General features: G+C 73.5%; 15 protein-coding genes and 2 tRNA genes. 7 read left to right on the top strand and 10 right to left on the bottom strand.

Translation table 11 applies throughout. From position 1 onward, the window contains the following. The first annotated feature begins 182 nt into the window (after positions 1-182). The 7 genes from QE405_RS03915 to QE405_RS03885 all read left to right on the top strand — a co-directional run bounded on the left by QE405_RS03915 (position 183) and on the right by QE405_RS03885 (position 10,407). The gene (locus tag QE405_RS03915) at positions 183-1,727 is read left to right on the top strand and encodes a pyridoxal phosphate-dependent decarboxylase family protein (protein ID WP_307198905.1); all 1,545 of its coding nucleotides are present in this window, start codon (positions 183-185) and stop codon (positions 1,725-1,727) included. Further along, positions 1,727-3,061 carry a lysine N(6)-hydroxylase/L-ornithine N(5)-oxygenase family protein gene (locus QE405_RS03910; RefSeq protein WP_307198904.1) on the top strand — a complete coding sequence of 445 codons (1,335 nt, stop codon included), beginning with the start codon at positions 1,727-1,729 and terminating at the stop codon, positions 3,059-3,061. Before QE405_RS03915 ends, QE405_RS03910 begins: the two co-directional genes overlap by 1 nt. Beyond that, the gene (locus tag QE405_RS03905; protein WP_307198903.1) at positions 3,058-3,600 is read left to right on the top strand and encodes a GNAT family N-acetyltransferase; all 543 of its coding nucleotides are present in this window, start codon (positions 3,058-3,060) and stop codon (positions 3,598-3,600) included. The genes QE405_RS03910 and QE405_RS03905 overlap by 4 nt, the downstream gene beginning before the upstream one ends. After that, positions 3,597-5,411 carry an IucA/IucC family protein gene (locus QE405_RS03900; RefSeq protein WP_307198902.1) on the top strand — a complete coding sequence of 605 codons (1,815 nt, stop codon included), beginning with the start codon at positions 3,597-3,599 and terminating at the stop codon, positions 5,409-5,411. The genes QE405_RS03905 and QE405_RS03900 overlap by 4 nt, the downstream gene beginning before the upstream one ends. Before the next feature lie 44 nt (positions 5,412-5,455). Then, complete coding sequence (locus tag QE405_RS03895) at positions 5,456-6,775, top strand: acyltransferase family protein (protein WP_307198901.1); 1,320 nt, start codon at positions 5,456-5,458, stop codon at positions 6,773-6,775. A gap of 87 nt (positions 6,776-6,862) precedes the next feature. Next, positions 6,863-10,108, top strand: a complete 3,246-nt coding sequence (locus tag QE405_RS03890; protein WP_307198900.1) for a PAS domain-containing hybrid sensor histidine kinase/response regulator — start codon at positions 6,863-6,865, stop codon at positions 10,106-10,108. A gap of 59 nt (positions 10,109-10,167) precedes the next feature. Continuing rightward, positions 10,168-10,407 carry a DUF3072 domain-containing protein gene (locus QE405_RS03885; RefSeq protein ID WP_307198899.1) on the top strand — a complete coding sequence of 80 codons (240 nt, stop codon included), beginning with the start codon at positions 10,168-10,170 and terminating at the stop codon, positions 10,405-10,407. A 97-nt stretch (positions 10,408-10,504) separates the two neighbouring features. Here the strand turns inward: QE405_RS03885 and QE405_RS03880 are convergent. The 10 genes from QE405_RS03880 to QE405_RS03835 all read right to left on the bottom strand — a co-directional run bounded on the left by QE405_RS03880 (position 10,505) and on the right by QE405_RS03835 (position 20,629). Continuing rightward, positions 10,505-10,578: transfer RNA gene (locus QE405_RS03880), tRNA-Ile, on the bottom strand. A 27-nt stretch (positions 10,579-10,605) separates the two neighbouring features. Continuing rightward, the gene (locus QE405_RS03875; RefSeq protein WP_307198898.1) at positions 10,606-11,628 is read right to left on the bottom strand and encodes a GNAT family N-acetyltransferase; all 1,023 of its coding nucleotides are present in this window, start codon (positions 11,626-11,628) and stop codon (positions 10,606-10,608) included. A 138-nt stretch (positions 11,629-11,766) separates the two neighbouring features. Then, positions 11,767-11,842: transfer RNA gene (locus QE405_RS03870), tRNA-Asn, on the bottom strand. A 205-nt stretch (positions 11,843-12,047) separates the two neighbouring features. Continuing rightward, on the bottom strand, positions 12,048-12,536 hold the full coding sequence (locus QE405_RS03865; protein WP_307198897.1) for a hypothetical protein: 489 nt from the start codon (positions 12,534-12,536) through the stop codon (positions 12,048-12,050). Between the two features lie 7 nt (positions 12,537-12,543). Then, complete coding sequence (gene dnaG / locus QE405_RS03860; protein ID WP_307198896.1) at positions 12,544-14,439, bottom strand: DNA primase; 1,896 nt, start codon at positions 14,437-14,439, stop codon at positions 12,544-12,546. A gap of 10 nt (positions 14,440-14,449) precedes the next feature. Continuing rightward, on the bottom strand, positions 14,450-15,790 hold the full coding sequence (locus tag QE405_RS03855) for a deoxyguanosinetriphosphate triphosphohydrolase (RefSeq protein ID WP_307198895.1): 1,341 nt from the start codon (positions 15,788-15,790) through the stop codon (positions 14,450-14,452). Positions 15,791-15,851: 61 nt separating this feature from the next. Further along, complete coding sequence (locus QE405_RS03850; RefSeq protein WP_307198894.1) at positions 15,852-16,970, bottom strand: hypothetical protein; 1,119 nt, start codon at positions 16,968-16,970, stop codon at positions 15,852-15,854. 184 nt (positions 16,971-17,154) lie between these two features. Beyond that, on the bottom strand, positions 17,155-18,324 hold the full coding sequence (dusB, locus tag QE405_RS03845; protein ID WP_307198893.1) for a tRNA dihydrouridine synthase DusB: 1,170 nt from the start codon (positions 18,322-18,324) through the stop codon (positions 17,155-17,157). 132 nt (positions 18,325-18,456) lie between these two features. Continuing rightward, positions 18,457-19,119: a hypothetical protein gene (locus QE405_RS03840; protein ID WP_307198892.1), complete on the bottom strand. Its 663-nt coding sequence runs from the start codon at positions 19,117-19,119 to the stop codon at positions 18,457-18,459. 112 nt (positions 19,120-19,231) lie between these two features. Then, positions 19,232-20,629: a glycine--tRNA ligase gene (locus QE405_RS03835; protein ID WP_307198891.1), complete on the bottom strand. Its 1,398-nt coding sequence runs from the start codon at positions 20,627-20,629 to the stop codon at positions 19,232-19,234. Between the last annotated feature and the right edge of the window lie 24 nt (positions 20,630-20,653).

Here is a 20,653-nt window from a genome sequence, read left to right as displayed (position 1 = left end):
GGGACGAGCAGACCGGATGACACGTGTGTGGTTTCCGCTGGCCATTGTGACGCACGGCCCCAGGTTGCGCCACCCCGAGCCGCGACTGCGGCCGCGTCGTGGCCTGGATCACTCCCGTTTGACATCGGCGTGGACGCGTCTGCTTAGGTGAGCCTTGCCTTATCCCCCACCAGGAGGTCAGAGTGAGCTCGGCACTCCCCTTCGTGCCCACCGGCACGCCGCGCGGATCCTCCGGATCCGCCGACTCCCCCGCATCCCCCGCGTCCCCCGTTCCCGCGCTGCTCGACGCGTCGTCCGTCGACGCCCTGCGGCACGACCTCGACGCTGCGCGCGACCTGCTCGTCGAGGCCTTCTCCACGGCGCGCCGGCCGCTGTCGGGCATCACGCCGGACGCGGCCGCCGCTCTCGTCGCCGAGGTCGACCTCGACCGGCCCCTGCCGTCGACCCGGGCCGTGCTCGACGAGGTCCGCGACGTCTACCTCGACCACGCCGTCTGGTTCCACCACCCGCACTACCAGGCGCACCTCAACTGCCCGGTCGCCCTGCCCGCCGTCGTCGGCGACGTCGTCTCGGCCGCGGTGAACTCCTCGCTCGACACGTGGGACCAGAGCGGTCCCGCGACCTTCATGGAGCGCCACCTGATCGCCTGGACCGCCCAGCGGGTCGGCCTCGACGACACCGCCGACGGCATCTTCACCACGGGCGGCACGCAGTCCAACCTCCACGCGCTCCTCCTGGCACGCGGGGAGGCGCTGGCGGCCGGCGCGGAGCTCTCCGACCTCCGCGTCGTCACGTCGGCCAACGCCCACTTCTCGAGCCGCAAGGCCGCCATGGTGCTCGGCATGGGCGAGGACGCCGTCCTCGCGACACGGGTCGACGAGCGGGGTCGGCTCGACGTCGACCACCTCGACGAGGTGCTGCGACGCCAGCGCGCGGAGGGCCGCACCGTGATGGCCGTCGTCGCGACCGCCGGCACGACCGACCTCGGCTGCATCGACCCGCTCGCGTCCGTCGCCCGCGCCTGCCGGCGCCACGACGTCTGGCTGCACGTCGACGCGGCGTACGGCGGTGGCCTGCTCACCTCGCGCCGCCGGCGCCACCTCCTCACCGGCATCGAGCGGGCGGACTCCGTCACCGTCGACTTCCACAAGACGTTCTTCCAGCCGGTCGCCTGCAGCGCGCTCGTCGTCGCCGACCGCCGCACGCTGCGCCACGCGACGCACCACGCGGCCTACCTCAACCCCGTCGACGACGTGGCCGAGGAGATCCCCAACCAGGTCGACAAGAGCCTCCAGACGACCCGGCGCTTCGACGCGCTCAAGCTCTGGACGACGCTCCGCACGCTCGGCCCCGACCGCATCGGCGAGCTGCTCGACACGGTCGTCGACCTCGCCGCGCAGGTCCGCGAGGACCTCGTGGGCGACCCCGACTTCGCGGTCGTGCCCCACGGTGACCTCTCCACGGTGCTCTTCCGCTTCGTCGAGTCCGACGTCGCCCCCGCCATGCTCGACGCGGTGAACGAGGCCGCCCGCAAGCGGCTCTACGCCACCGGGCTGGGCGCGGTGGCCCGCACCCGCCACGGCGGGCGCACCTGGCTGAAGCTGACGCTGCTCAACCCCGCGACCACGCTCGGCGACGTGCAGCACGTGCTCGACCTGGTCCGCGGCCACGCCCGGGAGGCGCTCGCGGCGACCGACCGGCCCCAGCACACCGGGGAGGTCGCGTGATGCGCGTGCACGACCTCCTCGGCATCGGTCTCGGACCGTTCAACCTCGGTCTCGCCTGCCTCGCCGAGCCGCTGCCCGACCTCGACTGCGTCTTCCTCGACGCGCGGGAGGAGCTGCGCTGGCACCCCGGGATGATGCTGCCCGACGCCACGCTGCAGGTGCCGTTCCTGGCCGACCTCGTGTCGCTGGCCGACCCGACCTCCCCGTTCTCGTTCCTCGCGTGGCTCAAGGAGACCGGGCGCCTCTACCCCTTCTACGTCCGCGAGTCCTTCTACCCGATGCGGGCCGAGTACGACGCGTACTGCCGCTGGGCGGCGTCCCGCCTCGGCGACACCGTCGTGCTCGGTCGCGAGGTCACCTCGGTGGAGTGGGACGCCGCGGCCGACGACGGCTCCGGTGCCTACCGCGTGCACGCCCGCGACGTCCGCACGGGTGCGACGGAGACCCGGCTCGCCCGGCGGCTCGTGCTCGGTGTCGGCACCCGCCCGCACCGTCCCGCACCCCTGCAGGACCTGCCCGGCCCCGCGTGGCACTCGGCGGACTACCTCGCCGTGCGCGACGCCCTCCTCGACCACGACGACGTCACCGTCGTGGGCTCGGGCCAGAGCGCCGCCGAGATCGTCAGCGACCTGCTGGCCTCCGCGCGGCCCGACGTGCGGCTGCGCTGGGTCACCCGGTCGCCGCGCTTCTTCCCGCTCGAGTACACGAAGCTGACGCTCGAGCTGACCTCCCCGGAATACAGCCGCCACTTCCAGTCCCTCGACCCCGCGCGCCGTGAGCGGCTCCTCGCCTCGCAGGCCGGGCTCTACAAGGGCATCAGCTCCGACCTCGTCGACCAGATCCACGAGCAGCTCTACCGCCGCAGCCTCACCGACGCCGTCCCGCCGCAGCTCGTCACCTCCGCGGAGGTCGTCGACGCGACGTACGACGGGGCGCGGTTCCGGCTCGGCCTGCGGCACCGCGACACCGACGAGGACTTCGCCCTCACCACCGGGGCGGTCGTGACCGCGACGGGCTACCGCTCCGAGGTGCCCGCCTTCCTCGCGCCCGTCGCGGACCGCATCCGGTGGGACGAGCAGGGCCGTTTCCTGGCCACGCCCGACTTCACCGTGGACGTCGCGGACGGCGGCATCTTCGTGCAGAACGCCGAGCTGCACACCCACGGGTTCGTCGCCCCCGACCTCGGCATGGGCGCCTGGCGCAGCTCGGTCATCCTCGCGAAGGTGCTGGGCCACGAGCCCTACCCGGTCGAGCGTCGCGTCGCCTTCCAGGAGTTCGGCGTGCCCGCCGAGCTCGCCCGACCAGCCGACGTCCCGGCGGGGGTGGCGCGATGACCACGACCACCGCTCGACCCGAGCTCACCACGCGCCCGTTCGACCTCGACCGCGACGTGCCGCTGCTCCACCGGTGGGTCACCAACCACCGCGCCCGGTTCTGGGGCATGGAGCACGCGACCGTCGAGGACGTCCGGCGCGAGTACGCCGCGATCGCCGCCAGCGACCACCACGAGGCCCGCCTCGGCCTGGAGGGCGGCGAGCCGGTCTTCCTCATGGAGACCTACGACCCCCGGCACCACGAGCTCGCCGCCCACCTCCGCCTGCTCCCGGGCGACCGCGGCATGCACTTCCTCGTGGCGCCGACCGACCGCCCCCGGCACGGCTTCACGCGCGCCGTCATCACCGCGGTGCTCGCCGAGTGCTTCACCGACCCGGCGGTCGGCCGGGTCGTCGTGGAGCCCGACGCCCGCAACACGGCCGTGCACGCCCTCAACGCCGCCGTCGGCTTCGTCGTCGAGGCCGAGGTGCGGCTCAGCGACAAGACGGCCCTGCTCAGCACCTGCACCCGCGCGGCCTTCGAACGGAGCAGCCGATGACCTCCACCACCAGCAGGCCCACCAGCAGCCCCACCCACCACCTCTCCCCCGAGCGCATGGCCCGCGCCCAGCGGGACCAGGCCGCGAAGATGCTGGGCGAGCTCAGCCACGAGTGCCTCCTGCGGCCGGAACCGCTGCCCGCCACCGACGGTCCGCCGCGCTGGCGCGTCAGCGGCGACGACCCCGCGGTGGCCTGGGAGTTCACCGCCCGCCGTCTCCCGCTCGACCACTGGTCGGTCGCCCCGGGCTCCGTCCGGCGCACCGTCGACGGCGACGACCGTCCGGTCGACGCCCAGCAGCTCGTGCTCGACCTCCGGACGACCCTCGGCATCAGCGCGACGGTGCTGCCGACGTACCTCGAGGAGATCGCCTCGACCCTCGCCGGACGCGCCTGGAAGCTGCGTCCGGAGGCGCCGACCGCCGCGGAGCTCGCCGACGCCGACTTCCAGACGATCGAGGCGGCCATGACGGAGGGGCACCCCTGCTTCGTCGCCAACAACGGGCGGATCGGCTTCGGGGTCGACGACTACCTCGACTACGCGCCGGAGGTCGGTCCCCGCGTGCGCCTGGAGTGGGTCGCCGTGCGGGCCGAGCACGCGGTGTACGCCGCGGAGCCGGGCCTCATCGACCAGCGCACGCTGCTCGCCGAGCAGCTCGACCCCGACGAGCTCGACGCGTTCGAGAAGGTGCTGCGCGAGCGGGGCCTGGACCCCGACGGCTACCTGCTGGTGCCCGTGCACCCCTGGCAGTGGCGCAACAAGCTCGCGATCACGTTCGCGCCGCAGGTCGCGACGCAGGACCTCGTGCACCTCGGCACGGGCCGGCACGCGATGCAGCCCCAGCAGTCGCTGCGCACCTTCTTCGACGTGGACGAGCCGGGGCGGCACTACGTGAAGACGGCGCTGTCGGTGCTCAACATGGGGTTCATGCGGGGGCTGTCGGCGGCCTACATGGAGGTCACCCCGGCCATCAACACCTGGGTCGACGAGCTCGTCACCGGTGACCCCACGCTGCAGGACGTGGGGTTCTCGGTGCTCCGCGAGGTGGCGGCGGTCGGCTACCGGCATCCGATCCACGACCAGCACGCGACCTCGCCGTACCAGAAGATGCTCGCCGCGCTCTGGCGCGAGAGCCCGGTGCACCGGGTCGGCGAGGACGAGGGCCTGGCGACGATGGCGGCGCTGCTGCACGTCGACGCCGACGGCCGCTCGCTGGCCGCCGAGCTGGTGGCCCGGTCGGGTCTCCCCGCCGACGAGTGGGTACGGCGCTACCTCCGCGCCTACCTGACCCCGGTGCTGCACTGCTTCTACGCCCACGAGCTCGTCTTCATGCCGCACGGCGAGAACGTGATCCTCGTGCTGCGCGACCACGTGCCGGTGCGCGCGATCATGAAGGACATCGGCGAGGAGGTCGGGCTCTTCGACACCGCACGGGAGCTGCCGGAGCCGGTGCGCCGGATCCAGGGCGAGTTCCCCGTCGAGCGCCAGGTGCTCGCCATCGCCTCGGACGTGCTCGACTGCTACCTGCGCTTCCTCGCCGCCCGGCTCGACGAGGCGGGGACGCTGCCGGCCGAGGAGTTCTGGGCCGTGGTGGCCGGGTCGGTCGCGGACTACCAGGCGGCGCACCCCGATCTGGCGGAGCGGTTCGCGCTCCACGACCTGTTCGCGCCCACCTTCGAGCGGATGTGCATGAACCGCCTGCAGCTGCGCGACAACCAGCAGATGGTGGACCTGACGGACCCGGACAGCGCGGTGATGCTCGCCGACGTGCTGCCCAACCCGTTGAGCGCCCACCGGCCCCGGACCAGGTAGGCGTACTCAGGCGCGCCCGGCGGCGGCGCGGGAGGCTCGGGGTCATGTCCACGACGACCCGCACCCCCCTCTCGCCCGCCGCCCTGGCCGACGCGACGCCCGCCTCGCGCAACCGCGTCGTCGACCTCCTGCGCGGCGCCGCCATCCTCGTCGTCTGCCTCGGCCACTGGCTGATGGCGGCCGTCTACGTCGACGGCGACGGCGCCCTGCACCGCGCCGGCCTGCTCGGCCAGGCCACCTGGATCCACCCCGTCACCTGGGCGCTGCAGGTGATGCCGGTCTTCTTCCTGGTGGGCGGCTACGCCAACGCGATCTCGTGGCGGGCGGCGCGGGAGCGCGGCACGACGTACGGCGGGTGGCTCCGCGCCCGGCTCCGTCGCCTCGTGCTCCCCCTGCTGCCACTCATGCTCTTCTGGGCCGTCGTGGCCCCGGCGGCCCACGCCCTGGGGGTGAGCGCCTCCACGCTCCGGATCGCCAGCATGGCGTCGCTCGTGCCGACCTGGTTCCTCGCCGTCTACGTGCTCGTCGTCGCCATCGCCCCGGCCACGCTCGCCCTGTGGGAGCGCTGGGGCTGGTGGACCGTCCTCGGCGGCACGGTGCTCGCCGGGACCGTCGACGCCGTCAGCATCAGCCAGGACCTGCTGCTCGTCGGCTTCCTCAACTACGTGCTGGTCTGGGGCACGGTGCACCAGCTCGGCTACGCGTGGCGGGACGGCGCCCTCGGCTCGACCGCCCTGCGCCTGTCGATGGCGGCGGTCGGCCTCGTGGGTCTGCTCCTGCTCGTCGGCGTGGGGCCCTACGCGGTGAGCATGGTGGGCGTGAACGGCCACGGCGTCGACAACTCCTACCCGGCGCGCGTCACCCTGCTCTTCCTCGGCTTCCTCCAGGCCGGCGTCGTCATGGCGCTCGAGCCGCGCCTGCAGCGGCTGGTCGCCCACCGCCGCGTGTGGATGGCGACGATCCTCGTCAACGCACGGATCATGACCATCTACCTGTGGCACCTCACGGCGCTGACCTTCGTCGTCGCCGGGTCGCTGGCGCTCGACGGGTTCGGCCTCGGCCTGACCCCGGACACCGGCACGTGGTGGGCGACGCGACCGCTGTGGTTCGCCGCTCTCGCGCTGGTGACGACCGCGCTCGTGGCACTGCTCGGCCGCTTCGAGCAGCCCCCGGCCGACGACCGTCCGGCCCCGCACGCCGTCCTGCCCGTCCTGGCCGTGGTCGCCGTCTGCGCGCCGCTGGCGGTGATGGCCGACCTGGGCATCGCCGGCACCGACGGCACCGTCAACTGGTGGTTGCCGTGGCTGCCGGTCGTCGCCGCCGCCGCGACGGGTCTGCTGCGTCGCCCACGGGCGCTGCGCTGATCGGGGCTTCGGCCGCGCCGCGGCAGGTCCGCGTCGTAGGCTCCCCGCGGGTGCTCACACGCGCGGGTGCTCGCGGAGGAGGACAGCGTGGAGCTCGGTGATCTGTACCGTCAGGTCGTCCGGTCCCTCAGCGACGGCATCCTGGTCCTCGACCTCGACGGCACGATCCGCTACGCGAACCAGTCCTGCGCCGCCCTCGTGCGCGTGGCGCCCGACGAGCTGGCCGGTCGGCACATGCACGACTTCCTCGACGCGGACGGGCGGGTGCACTCGCAGGCGTTCCTCGACCAGGCCGCCCGGGGCCAGCTCCTCGCGGACGAGGTCGACACGCTTCTCATCGCGGCCGACGGCACGCCCGTGTGGGTGCGGCTCAAGCAGACCGGGCTGTTCGAGGGCGATCGCGTCGTCGGGGTCATCCTCCGGCTCACCGACAACATCGAGACCAAGCTCCTCCTCGACGAGCTGACCGCCAGCCGCGGCACGCTCGAGCAGGCGGAGCAGATCGCGCGGCTGGGCAGCTGGAGGTGGGACCTGCGCACGGGCGACGTGCACGGATCGGAGGGACTGGTCGAGCTCTTCGGCGAGTTCACGAGCTCGCTGCTCTCCCGCGACATCGCGAAGCTGCAGTCCATCACCCACCCCGAGGACCACGACCGCCTCGTCGACGCGATCACCACGCTGGTGGACGGCACCAAGCCCCGGGTCGACATCGAGCTGCGCCAGCGTGGCGAGTCGGGCTGGATGTGGATGCGGATGCGCGCGCTGGCGGCCTACGACCGCGACGGCGAGACGATCGCGATCTCCGGCACCCACCAGGACATCACCCGCGCGCGGGCGACCGAGGACGAACTGCAGGACCAGGTCACCCAGAACTCCCTCATGCAGGCCATCGCGAGTGCCGCCAACGAGGCGACGACGCTCGACGAGGTGCTGGTGCACGCCCAGACGATGGTGGTCCTCCACGACGACTGGGAGCGCGGTCGGGCGTTCCTGCCGGTCGCGGACGGCACCGACGTCGAGCCGCGGTACTACTCCGACGAGGACGAGCAGGCCGACCGCGAGCGTCCCGACGTGGCCGCCCGGGAGCTGGCCACCGCCCGACGCTGCCTGGAGCTGCGCGAGGCCGTCTGGGACGACGACGTCCGCCTCACCATCGCCGCACCCATCATGCTCGGCGACGAGGTGGTCGCCGTCGTCACCATCACCTCGTTCCCCCCGCTCTACCGCCACGACATGATCCGGGGCCTCGTCGAGCAGGCCGCCGTGCAGCTGGCGCGGGTGGCGGAGCGGGAGCGCACGGCACGCGAGCTCGCGGAGGCGCGCGACCGTGCACTGGAGGCGTCGCGCCACAAGTCCGAGTTCCTCGCCACGATGAGCCACGAGATCCGCACCCCGCTGAACGGCGTGCTGGGGCTCACCGAGCTCCTGGCCCGCACGCCGCTCGACGCCCAGCAGCGCCACCTCGCGTCCGGCATCGCCGTCTCCGGTCGCTCGCTGCTCGGGATCATCAACGACATCCTCGACTTCTCGAAGATCGAGGCCGGTCGGCTCGATGTCGAGAGCGTCGACCTCGAGGTGCGGGACGTGCTGGAGCAGGTGACGGGCGTGCTCGCGGAGTCGGCCCGCGCGAAGGGCCTCGACCTCCAGGTCTCGTGCAGCCCCGAGGTGCCGGAGATGCTCTCCGGCGACCCCACCCGGCTGGCGCAGGTGATCACCAACCTCGGCTCCAACGCCGTGAAGTTCACGTCGCGGGGCTCGGTCTCGATCCGGGCCACCTCCACCCCCGGCGACGACGGCACGACGCTGCTGCGGGTCGAGGTGCGCGACACCGGCGTCGGCATCCCGGAGCAGCAGCGCCTCCACATCTTCAAGCCGTTCGCCCAGGCGGACACCTCGACCACCCGGCGCTTCGGCGGCACCGGGCTCGGTCTCGCGATCTCCGCCGAGATCGTCGAGGCCTTCCACGGCGAGATCGGCGTCGACAGCACCCTCGGCGAGGGCAGCACCTTCTGGTTCACGGCACGGCTGGGCCGCCCGACCGGCGCGCGCCGCGACGCCCGCCTGCGCCGCACGCGGGAGCAGCTCGGGCGCACCCGGGTGCTCGTGGTCGACAACGACCTGCAGAACCGGCTGATCCTCCGGGAGCAGCTCGGCTGGTGGCACGTCACGTCGACCGGCGTGGCCAGCGCGGTCGAGGCGCGCACCGCATTGGTGGCCGCGCGCGAGGCCGGCGATCCCTACGACGTCGTGCTCCTCGATCTCGCGATGCCCGACGAGGACGGGATCGACATCGCCCGCTCGCTCCACCTCGACCCGCGGTTCGTCCACGTCCCGCTGCTGCTCCTGTCGTCGGCGTACCTGCCGCTCACCGACGACCTCCGCGGGATCGGCATCACCGCCTGCCTGACCAAGCCCGTCCAGGCCGCCCAGCTGCGCGAGGCGCTGGTGCGCACGGTCGTGGGCGAGGAGGCCGGCGCGATCGAGCCGCTCCCCGCCGCGGCCAGCGACGCCGCCCGGGGCAAGCTCGTCCTGGTCGTCGAGGACAACCCGGTCAACCAGGTGGTGGCGCGCGGCCTCCTGTCCTCGATGGGCTACGACGTCGACACCGCCGACGACGGCGCCGAGGCCGTGGAGCTGACGGAGGTCACGGCGTACGACGCCGTCCTCATGGACCTGCAGATGCCCCGCCTCGACGGGTACGCCGCGACCCGCGCCATCCGGGAGCGCGAGGCCGCCACGGGGACACGCCGCACCCCCGTCCTCGCGATGACCGCTGCCGCGATCGCCGGTGAGCGCGAGAAGTGCCTCGCCGCGGGGATGGACGACTTCATCACCAAGCCCGTCGCCCCGGCGACCCTTGCGGCGGCCCTGGCACGCTGGACCGGGAGCACGGACGGCGACGGCGAGGGGGGTGGGACGGTGCAGGAGACGAGCGCGCCGGACGACGTTCCCGACCCGGCCGACGGCAACCTCGACATCGAGCGCCTCGAGCTGCTGCGGGAGCTCTCGCCGGAGGACACGGCGTACCTCGACCGCGTCATCGGGGGGTTCCTCGGACGCCGCGCCGACGCGCTCGACCGCATCCGAGCCGCCGTGGACGACGACGACCCGGCACGGCTGGCCGCCGAGGCCCACGGCGTGAAGGGCTCGGCCCTCAACATCGGGCTGCCCGTCGTCGGGGGGCTCGCGGGCGATCTCGAGCACCTCGGTCGGGCCGGCGGCACCGCGGGCGCCGACGACCTCCTCCTGCGGTTCGAGGCCGCGCTCCAGGACGCTGAGGAGGGACTGCTGGCCTACCAGGAGTGGTACCGGTCGCTGACCGGCGGCGCCTGAGGCCCGGCCCGCGGCGTCGCCAACGACCCTCGCTTGGACCCGGGGGCTAGGTTCTCCGCATGGAATCGAACACGCATGCGAACGAGGGTGAAGTGCTCGGCGCCGAGAAGGCCGACCCGACCGCCACGGAGAAGGACCCGCAGGACTGGGTGACCGGCGACGACCCGGCGACCGGTGCGCAGAAGAGCTACCTCGACACGCTGGCCCGCGAAGCCGGGGAGACCATCCCCGCCGACGGCCTGACGAAGGCCGAGGCCTCCGAGCACATCGAGCGGCTGCAGGAGGAGCGCGACTCCTGAGACGGGGCGCCCGAACTGTGCGGATGGGACGGGTTCGACCGGGTCGGACCCGCACCGTCGTCACAGTTCGGGCACGCCCCGGGCGAGGTCGAACGAGTAGGGCGGGTGGGGCTCGAACCCACGACCCAAGGATTATGAGTCCTCTGCTCTGACCGACTGAGCTACCGCCCCTCGACGGGCGAGCCTAGTGGTCCCGGCTCACCTGTCGACACGCGCCTCGATCATGTGTGCGCGATCGACGAGCACGAACCCGAAGGCCCGGTTCACGGCCTGCATCGCGGCGTTGTCGGTGGACACCCACGTGTGCACCGACGTGCGCTCCGGGTAGTCGTCGGCGAGCAGCTCGAGCGTCGTCACCTTGAGCAGCGTGCCGAGCCGTCGGCCGCGGTGCTCGGGCATGACGAGGGTGTCGCCCTGGTAGACCGCGGTGTCGTCGGGCTGCAGCACGAGCACGGTGTAGCCGGCCATCTCGCCGTCCTCCACGCGCCGTACCGCCGCCGTGATCACCGTGTAGTCCGCCGCCCGACGGCGCTCCTCGTCGCGCCGGAGGCGCTCCGGGGTGACGACCGCGGGCTCGACGTCGGCCTCGCCGCGCGGGACGTCCTGGTTCATGCGGGTGCGCATCGCGCAGAAGGCCTCGACGTGCTCGTCGGGGCAGCGGTCGACCCAGGTCACGACCTCGTAGCCCGACGACGCCGCCAGCGCCTGCTCGGCCAGGCGCGCGAGGTGGTCGGCGTCGACCGGGACGGGCAGCTGGAGGTGCTCCTCGACGTGCACCGTCGGGATGCCCATGCCGTTGACGAAGGCGAGGCCGGGCGCCGCACCGTCGACCGGCACGATGATCTCGAGCGCGACGGTCGTGCGTCCCAGGGCGCGGGTGCGCTCGACGACCGCCTCCCACAGCAGGCGGCCCACGCCCTCGCGGCGGTGCCGCGGCAGCACGTGGATGTCCGCCTCGACGAGGTGCTCGTTGTCGTCCAGCGGCCAGCACATCTCCGCGACCCCCGCGACGTCCCCGCGGTCGTCGCGCGCGATCAGGTGGACACCGTCCTCCCCCGCGCCCCAGGCGTCGCGCGTGGCGCGCAGCGCCTCGAAGGTGCGGTGGGGCGCGTCGGGGTCGGTGTCCGTGACCGAGGCGCGCTCGATCTCCCAGAACGTGCGCAGCCCGGCGTCGTCGCCGGCCTCCACGACGTGCACGTGCACACGGGTCGGACGAGTCATCCCCCCAGCCAACCATCTCGCCGGTAGCCACGGGGGGAGGTTGGCCGCGGACCTCCCGAGTGCCGAGACGGCCGGCCCGAGGCAGCGCCGGAGACGCACGAGGGCCCGGTCGGCGTGCCGACCGGGCCCTCGTCGTGCTGGCTCCCCCAATTGGACTCGAACCAATAACCTGCCGATTAACAGTCGGCTGCTCTGCCAGTTGAGCTATGGGGGATCGCTCTCGACAGCGGGCAGAGCCTAGCAAGGCGGCACCCCCGGTGCGAATCGGGGTGGTGCGGACGCGCGAGCTGGAAAGAAAACGCGGACCGGTGCGCGCCAGGGGCCGGGTTGGATCGTTCCAGACGCGCCGACCGTCCGCGTTTTCTTTTCCGCGTCCGCGTTTTCTTCCCCCGGCGCGCCGATGCCGCGGACCCCTCGCGTCAGGCGCCCACGTCGTCGCGCGCGCGGGCGAGGGCGTCGGCGGCGACGCGGCGTACGGCGGGGTCGTTCGGGTCGATCCCCACGTCGAAGCGGAAGCCCCAGGCGAGCGCTCCCCCACCCGGCGGCCGGCGCGCGACGACGTGCAGGCCGGCCCGGCCCACGACCCGCACGTGACGCTGCAGCACGACGGAGGCGGTGACGCGCTCCCGCACCACCTGCAGCAGGCGGTCCCGGGCGCGCGGATCGGCCTCGTCGACCACGACGACGTGCCGTGGCGCGGCCGCGACGTCGGGGGCCACCTCGGTGACGGTCAGCGTGCCGGCGTCCGCGTCCCACTCGGCGGCGTCGACGCGCTCCCACGGCACCCGCGCGGGCGTCGCGTGCTCCCCCGGCAGGTGCAGCGCGTCCCGGTCGGCCACGACGCCGCCGGCCGCGGCGAGCACGCGGCCGCCGCTGGGTGACCGGCGCGAGCGGGACAGTCCGACCACGCCCGCGTCACCCGCCGATGGCGCGCTCGCGCAGGGTGCGGCGCTGCTGCTCCAGGACCATGAGGTCACCGAACATCCGGTTGTAGTCGTCGGCCGCGTCCACGGGGTTCGTGCGCTGCAGCCTCGACTTCAGGTCCGCGATGCGCCGCTGCACCGTCAGCTCCTGCAGGCGGTAGACGTGGGCGTTGACGTACGCCGGGTCGGGGCTCGCATTGCCGACGAGCGGCTCCGTCGCCAGCTCCCCCAGGGCCCGGCCGACGACCTCGTCCGTCGTCGCGTCCCGCAGCCGCGCCACCCACGCCGGGTCGGCGCTCCCGGCGGTCACCCCGCCGGCGTCGGCGGTGAGCTGCCAGACGCTCCGGTACGTCGGGTGCGTGAAGTCGTCCGCGTCCACGTCGTCGATCGTGCGACCGACCGAGCCCGGGTGCTGCACGACGAGCTTCAGCGTCTCGCGCTCGATGGCGAACCGGGGGTCGCGCAGCGGGGGCAGCTGCCGCTTCGGGGCCTGCGGCGGCGCCGCCTCCTCGGTGCGGTGCTGGGGAGCGGCACGCTCGGGCGCCTTCTGGGGGCCGCGGGCGAGGGCGCGGCGCACCTCGGCGCGGGCCTCGTCGACCTCGACCCCGATCATCTGGGCGAGCTCCCGCGTGAACGCCTCCACCTTCGACCGGTCGCGCACGCTCGTGACCAGCTTGGCCGCCTCGCGCAGCGCGTCGATCCGGCTGTCGGCGCGGTCGAGGTCGAAGCGCGCCAGGATGCGCGCCAGCACGAAGCGGTAGAGCGGCACGCGCCGGGCGATGAGCTCCCGCACGGCCTCGTCGCCCTGGGCCAGCCGGAGGTCGCACGGGTCCATGCCGCTCGGCTCCACCGCGACGTACGTCTGCGACGCGAAGTTCTGGTCGCCCGCGAAGGCGCGCTCGGCGGCCTTCTGGCCCGCCTCGTCGCCGTCGAAGGTGAACACCACCTCGCCGCGGAACTCGTCGTGGTCGAGCATGAAGCGCCGCAGCACCCGCGCGTGGTCGTCGCCGAAGGCGGTGCCGCAGGTCGCGACGGCGGTGGTGATGCCGGCGAGGTGGCAGGCCATCACGTCGGTGTAGCCCTCGACGATGACCGCCTGCGAGAGGCGCCCGATGTCGCGGCGGGCGAGGTCGATGCCGTAGAGCACCTGGCTCTTCTTGTAGAGCGTCGTCTCGGGGGTGTTGAGGTACTTCGCCTCGATCCGGTCGTCGTCGAACAGTCGCCGCGCACCGAAGCCGATCGTGCTGTTCGAGGAGTCGCGGATGGGCCAGAGCAGGCGACCGCGGAAGCGGTCGTAGGCCGAGCGGCCCACCGCGGTCACCCCGGCCGCCACGGCCTCGTCGGTGGTGAAGCCCCGCCCCTGCAGGTGCCGGGTCGCCGCCTCGCCGTCCCGCGGTGCGAAGCCGAGGCCGAAGTGCGCGGCCGCCGCCTGGTCGAAGCCGCGCTCCGCGAGGAACCGCCGCGCCTCGACGGCCGCGGGCGTGGCGAGCTGCTCGGCGTAGAACTCCTGCGCCACCCGGTTGACCTCGACGAGGCGGCTGCGCTGGGGGCCCCGGGAGCCCGGCTGGTCACGCTCGCCGCCCTCCTCGCGCTCGAGCCGCACCCCGAACCGCTCGGCCAGCCGCTCGACCGCCTCGACGAAGCCGAGCCCGTCGTGCTCCTGGAGGAACCAGATGACGTCACCGCCCTTGCCGCAGCCGAAGCAGTGGCAGAACTGGCGGGCGGGCGTGACGTTGAACGACGGCGACTTCTCGTCGTGGAAGGGGCAGAGCCCCTTCATGGAGCCCCCGCCCGCGTTGCGCAGCATGACGTAGTCGCCCACGACCTCGTCGATGCGAGCCCTCTCGCGGACCTCCTGGATGCTGGAGTCCTTGATCTTGCCCGCCACGTCGCGGAGTCTACGCGGACGTGCCGTGCCCGCCGGCCAGTCGTCCCCACCAGGCGACGGCGCTGCCGTCGGTGAGCGACGCCACCTGGTCGACGACCACGCGGAGCCGCGCGGCGTCGTCGGCCGCGGCCTTCCAGTCCTCCGCGAAGGCGGGCTCCAGCGCGTCCGGCCCGCGGCGCAGCAGCTCCGCCATGAGCTCGGCCAGCAGCTCGCGCTGGCGCCCCATGAGCGCGATCCGGTCGTCGGTGCGCATGACGAGGTGCGCAGCGATGCCCTTGAGCACCGTGATCTCCAGACCGGTGCGCTCGGGCACCACGAGGTCCGCCGAGTGCCGCACGGGCACGTCGCCGTCGAGCGCCGCGAACGTCGCCGTCTGCACGGCCCCGCAGAAGCGCCCCACGAGGTCGCTGGTGAGGTTCTTGAGCGCGGCCTGCGAGCGGCGCGTGCCGTCGTACGGCGCGGTCGGCCACGAGCCGACCGCCCGGAGCCCGGCGAGCACCGCGTCGAGCGTGTCGTCGTCGACGCCGGGCGCGTACCACTCCCGCACCGTCTGCCACACGCCCTCGCGGTGCCGGTCGAGCGCGGTGAGGTCGATGCGACCCGCGGCGACCCCGTCCTCGACGTCGTGCACCGAGTAGGCCACGTCGTCGGCGAGGTCCATCACCTGTGCCTCGACGCACTGCCGGCGGGGCGCCGTCGCCGGCACGCCACGACGCAGCCAGTCGAAGGTGGGACGGTCGTCGTCGTACACCCCGAACTTCACGACCAACCGCGGCGAGCCGTCGCCGTGCACGCCCCGGGGGGCGGGCGCGGAGGCGCGGTCCCACGGGTACTTCGTGCAGGCGTCGAGCGTGGCCCGGGTCAGGTTGAGCCCGACCGACGTGCCGTCGGGCGCGAACGTCTTCGCCTCGAGCCGTGTGAGCAGGCGCAGGGTCTGCGCATTGCCCTCGAAGCCGCCGCACGGCGCCGCCAGCTCGGCGAGCACCGCCTCGCCGTTGTGCCCGAAGGGCGGGTGGCCGAGGTCGTGGGCGAGCGCGGCGGTCTCCGCGACGTCGGGGTGGGTGCCGATCGCCCGTGCCAGGTCCCGGGCCACCTGCGCCACCTCGAGGCTGTGGGTGAGCCGGTTCCGCACGAAGTCGTCGGTCTGCGGACCCATCACCTGCGTCTTCGCCGCGAGGCGCCGCGTCGAGGCCGCGTGCACCACACGCGCCCGGTCACGCTCGAACGGCGCCCGCTGTGGGGCGTCGACCCGCTTGGGCGGCTCCGGCAGGTAGCGCTCGCGGTCCGCGTCGTCGTACGCCGCGGCGGCGTGCGCGTCGGCCGTGGGGGCGGGGTCGGGTCGGGTCGTCATGACCCGCCCGACCCTACGACGCCCGCGGGGCTCGGCGCCGACCGACGTGGGTCAGCGTCGGTCAGTAGACGCTGACGTGCACATGGTCGTAGTGGTTCGCCGTGTCGGAGCCGCGGTCCTCCATCGGCCGCCAGCCCTCGCTCGAGCGGTCCACCGACCAGATCTTCTGCTCGTAGATCACGTAGTTGACGTCCCACTGGGTGTAGTTCGCGCGGACGTACTCCGCGATCTCCCAGCCGAGGTCGCCCCGCACCATGATGTCGAGGGCGAGGCCGCGACCGTGGTCGCCGTCGCCACGCCAACCGCCGTAGGACGTCACCTCGGGGTAGGCCGCGCACACGGACTCGTGGAGCGCGGCGATGTTGGCCGAGACGCTCGACGGGGTCGAGCTGGTGGTGCACTCGCCGCCGGTGGCCCGAGCGGCGGCGGACCCGCCGGGACCTGCCGCGGCGGGCTCCTCGCTGTCGAGGTAGCCGGCCGTGACCCAGCGCGAGGCGCCGTCCTGGACGACCTCCTCACGACCGTTGGCGGTGCGGCCGGTGACGAGCACCTCCGCGCCCTCCTCGAGGAGCCCGACGACCTCGGCGGACGGCGACGCCGTCGTGTGCAGGTTGAGGTCCGTCGTCGCCCAGCGGGTCGTGTCCGCGGCGGCCACGGCCTCCGCGGTGGCGGCCTCCTCGGCCGCGCGCTGCTCGGCCGCGGCCTGGGCCGCCGCCCGCTGCGTGGCGAGGGTGTCGACGGAGGCGCGCCACGCGTCGTACTGCTCCTGGACGGAGGCGGCGGCCTGCTGCTGGGCCAGCGCGGCGCGGTCGACCGAGCGGCTCGTCGCCGCCTCCCGCTCCTCGAGGGCGGTGGCGACGTCGGAGATCTCGGTCAGGGCCGACGCGGTCGTGGCGGGCGCGGGGTCGGCGTCGGTGAAGCCGACGCCCACGGCGACGACGCCGACGGTCGCGAGCGTGGCGAGGGGTCCGGCGACGACGACACGGCGGGGGGCGCCCCGCACGGCGCCGCGGGCCTCGCGCACCAGGGCGCGCACGCGGCCGGGGACCGAGGCCGCACGGACGGCGCGGCGGCCCGAGGCAGGCTCGCGCTCGGCGGCGACGGGGGTCGGATCGGTGGACTCGGGGAGGTCGTTCGTCGGGGCGAGACGGTCGTCCCGCTGGTGGCTGGGTTCGGCCACTGCGCTGATTCCTTCGGTTGCCGGCAGGGGGATGTGGCCCCGCAGGTCGTGCCGAGCCGCCGACGAGTAGAGCACACCCACCCCGGGGGTGGGCAAGAGCGCGTCCCCAGGTCGGGCCCGGCCCCCGGAGCGGCGGGGCGGTGCCAGGACGGGCCGTGACCTGCGCGGACCGACGCCGGGCGCGTCAGCCCCCGGAGGTCTCCCCCGCGTCCTCGGCGAGGCACAGGTCACGTCCGTCGGTGTCGTCGAGCCAGCCCTCCGGCAGCACGACGCGCTCCCGGGGCGAGCCCTGGCGGCCGCGCGGGGCGCCGAGCTCGGAGACGGGGTACGGCGCGGCGGGGTCGAGCTGCGCGAGCAGCTCGTCGAGCTCGGCGAGGGAGGCGGCGAGGGCCAGGGCGCGGCGCAGCTCGCCCCCGGCCGGGAAGCCCTTCAGGTACCACGAGACGTGCTTGCGGAACTCCTTGCAGCCGTGCAGCTCGTCGCCGACGTGCTCGACGAGCAGCTCGGCGTGGCGGCGCATGATGGCCGCGACCTCGCCGAGCGTCGGGAGGACCTGCACGTGCTCGCCGGAGAAGACGGCGGCCAGGTCCCGGAACAGCCAGGGGCGCCCGAGGCAGCCGCGGCCCACGACGACCCCCGCGGCGCCGGTGTGCTCGACCATCCGCACCGCGTCCCCGGCCTCCCAGATGTCGCCGTTGCCGAGCACCGGGATGTCCACGGCGTCGACCAGGGCGGCGATCGCGTCCCAGTCCGCGACGCCCGAGTAGGCCTGGGCGACGGTGCGCCCGTGCAGCGCGATCGCGGCGCAGCCGGCCTCCTGGGCGATCCGGCCGGCATCGAGGTAGGTCAGCCGGTCCGCGTCGATGCCCTTGCGGGTCTTCATCGTCACGGGCACGCCGAACGGCTCCGCCGCGCGCACCGCGGCGGTGAGGATCTCCTCGAGCAGCCCGCGCTTCCACGGCAACGCGCCGCCGCCACCCTTGCGCGTCACCTTGGGCACGGGGCACCCGAAGTTGAGGTCGACGTGGGCGACGCCGTACTCCTCGCAGAGGATCCTGGTCGCCTGCCCGACGTAGGTGGGGTCGGTGCCGTAGAGCTGCACCGAGCGCGTCGACTCCAGCTCGTCGAAGACCAGCATGCGCCGGGTCGTCGCGTCGCCCTCGACGAGGCCGCGGCTGGTGATCATCTCGCAGACGTAGAGGCCCGCGCCCTGCTCGGCGCAGAGCCGCCGGTACGCCGCGTTCGTGATGCCCGCCATCGGCGCCAGCACGACGGGGACGTCGACGACGAGCGGACCGAGGTGCAGCGGGCCGGGGAGGCTCACCGTGCCGGCCGGGATCGTCGCAGTGCTCATCCCGCCATTGTCCTCGTGACCTGGCGCGGCACGGAATCGTCGTGTCGAGATGGGTCGGGCGGCCGCGGCGTACGCGTCGAGTTGGGTCGAACGGCCGCGGCGTACGCGTCGAGTTGGGTCGGACGGCCGCGGTCAGCGCGGCGCGACGGCGCCCCAGGTCACCGGCGCCACGTCGCCGGTGGCCTGGAAGGCGACAGCCGTGACCGGCTGGTCGCTGGGAGCCAGGTACACCAGGCACCCCTCCGTGGCGGCACCCGGCTCGAACGGGATCGGCAGCGGGGTGCTGGGGCACGGCTCGAACGTCGCGGCGAAGCCCGAAGCGGCGACGAGGGCGCCCTCCGCGCCGTACCCGAGGAACAGTGGCATCGCCGCCGCCGCGAGGTCGTCGTCGCCGACGTTCTCCACGGCATAGGTGACGAAGTACGGCGCGACCTCGTCCGCCACGCCGTTGAGCAGCCAGCCGTCGAAGAGCTCGAGGGGCGCGGGCTGCACGCCCACCACCGTCAGGTCGACCACCGCCTGTCGGTCGGCGCCGACCTGCCACGCGACGGTGGCCTGCTCCCCCAGCCCGAGCTCGGTGCCCGCGGCGGTGGTCGTCACGCCGTCCGGCAGCGCGGGCGCAGCGGAGGTCGGTGCCGAGGGCGGCGGTACGGCGACGGTGGACCCACCGTCGCCGCCCGCGCCCTCCGGTCCGTCGGCACCGTCCGACCCGTCCGAGCCGCCGCAGCCCGCCAGTGCCAGCGCCGGGCCCGCGGTGAGGACGGCGGCGAGGAGCGCGGGCCGAGAGCGCATCATGCGGTCATTGTGCACGCGCCGTTCGACCCACCTCGACGCCTACGCCGCGCCGTTCGACCCACCTCGACGCCTACGCCGCGCCGTTCGACCCACCTCGACGCAGGTCCGCGGGTCAGGCGCCGGCGAGGCGCTCCGCGAAGTAGGACACGACGCCGTCGAGGCTGACGCGCTCCTGCGACATCGTGTCGCGCTCGCGCACCGTCACCGCGTTGTCCTCGGGGGTGTCGAAGTCGACCGTCACGCAGTACGGCGTGCCGATCTCGTCCTGGCGGCGGTAGCGGCGACCGATGGCGCCGGCGTCGTCGAACTCGACGTTCCAGTTGCGCCGCAGGTCGGCCGCGAGGGCCTTGGCCTTCGGGGACAGGTCGGCGTTGCGGCTGAGCGGCAGCACCGCGACCTTGACCGGCGCGAGACGCGGGTCGAGGCGCAGCACGACCCTCTTGTCGACGCCGCCCTTCGTGTTGGGCGCCTCGTCCTCGGTGTAGGCGTCCACGAGGAACGTCATGAGGCTGCGCGACAGGCCCGCTGCCGGCTCGATGACGTACGGCGTGTAGCGCTCGTTGGCGGCCTGGTCGAAGTACGACAGGTCCTGGCCCGAGTGCTGCGCGTGGGTCGAGAGGTCGAAGTCGGTGCGGTTGGCCACACCCTCGAGCTCACCCCACTCCGAGCCCGCGAAACCGAAGCGGTACTCGATGTCGACGGTGCGCTTCGAGTAGTGCGACAGCTTCTCCTTCGCGTGCTCGTAGTGGCGCAGGTTCGCCGGGTCGATGCCGAGGTCCGTGTACCACCGCGTGCGCTCGTCGATCCAGTACTGGTGCCACTCCTCGTCCTCGCCCGGCTTGACGAAGAACTCCATCTCCATCTGCTCGAACTCGCGCGTGCGGAAGATGAAGTTGCCGGGCGTGATCTCGTTGCGGAAGCTCTTGCCGATCTGGGCGATGCCGAAGGGCGGCTTCTTGCGGCTCGAGGTCACCACGTTGGCGAAGTTGAGGAAGATGCCCTGGGCCGTCTCGGGGCGGAGGTAGTGCAGGCCGGACTCGTCCTCGACCACACCGAGGTGGGTCTTCATCAGGCCGGAGAACTGCTTCGGCTCGGTCCAGGCGCCGCGCGTGCCGCAGTTGGCGCAGACGACGTCCGACATCGGGACCGCGTCGGGGTCGTCGAGGCCCTTCTTCTCGGCGTACGCCTCCTGCAGGTGGTCGGCCCGGTAGCGCTTGTGGCACGACTGGCACTCCGTCAGCGGGTCGCTGAACGTGGCGACGTGGCCCGAGGCCTCCCAGGTCTGGCGCGGGAGGATGACGCTCGAGTCGAGACCGACGACGTCCTCGCGGCCCTGCACCATCGCCTTCCACCACTGGCGCTTGATGTTGTCCTTGAGCTCCACGCCCAGCGGGCCGTAGTCCCAGGCCGAGCGGGTGCCGCCGTAGATCTCCCCGCAGGGGTAGACGAAACCTCGGCGCTTCGCGAGGGAGACGACGTGGTCGACGGTGGTTGCGGGCGGCTTGGCCACGAGTGCTGCTCCTGCTGTGGGGAC

The sequence above is a fragment of the Nocardioides zeae genome (assembly GCF_030818655.1).
In the GTDB taxonomy this organism is placed as follows: Bacteria; Actinomycetota; Actinomycetes; order Propionibacteriales; family Nocardioidaceae; genus Nocardioides; species Nocardioides zeae_A.
This window is presented reverse-complemented; position numbering and strand designations above follow the sequence as displayed.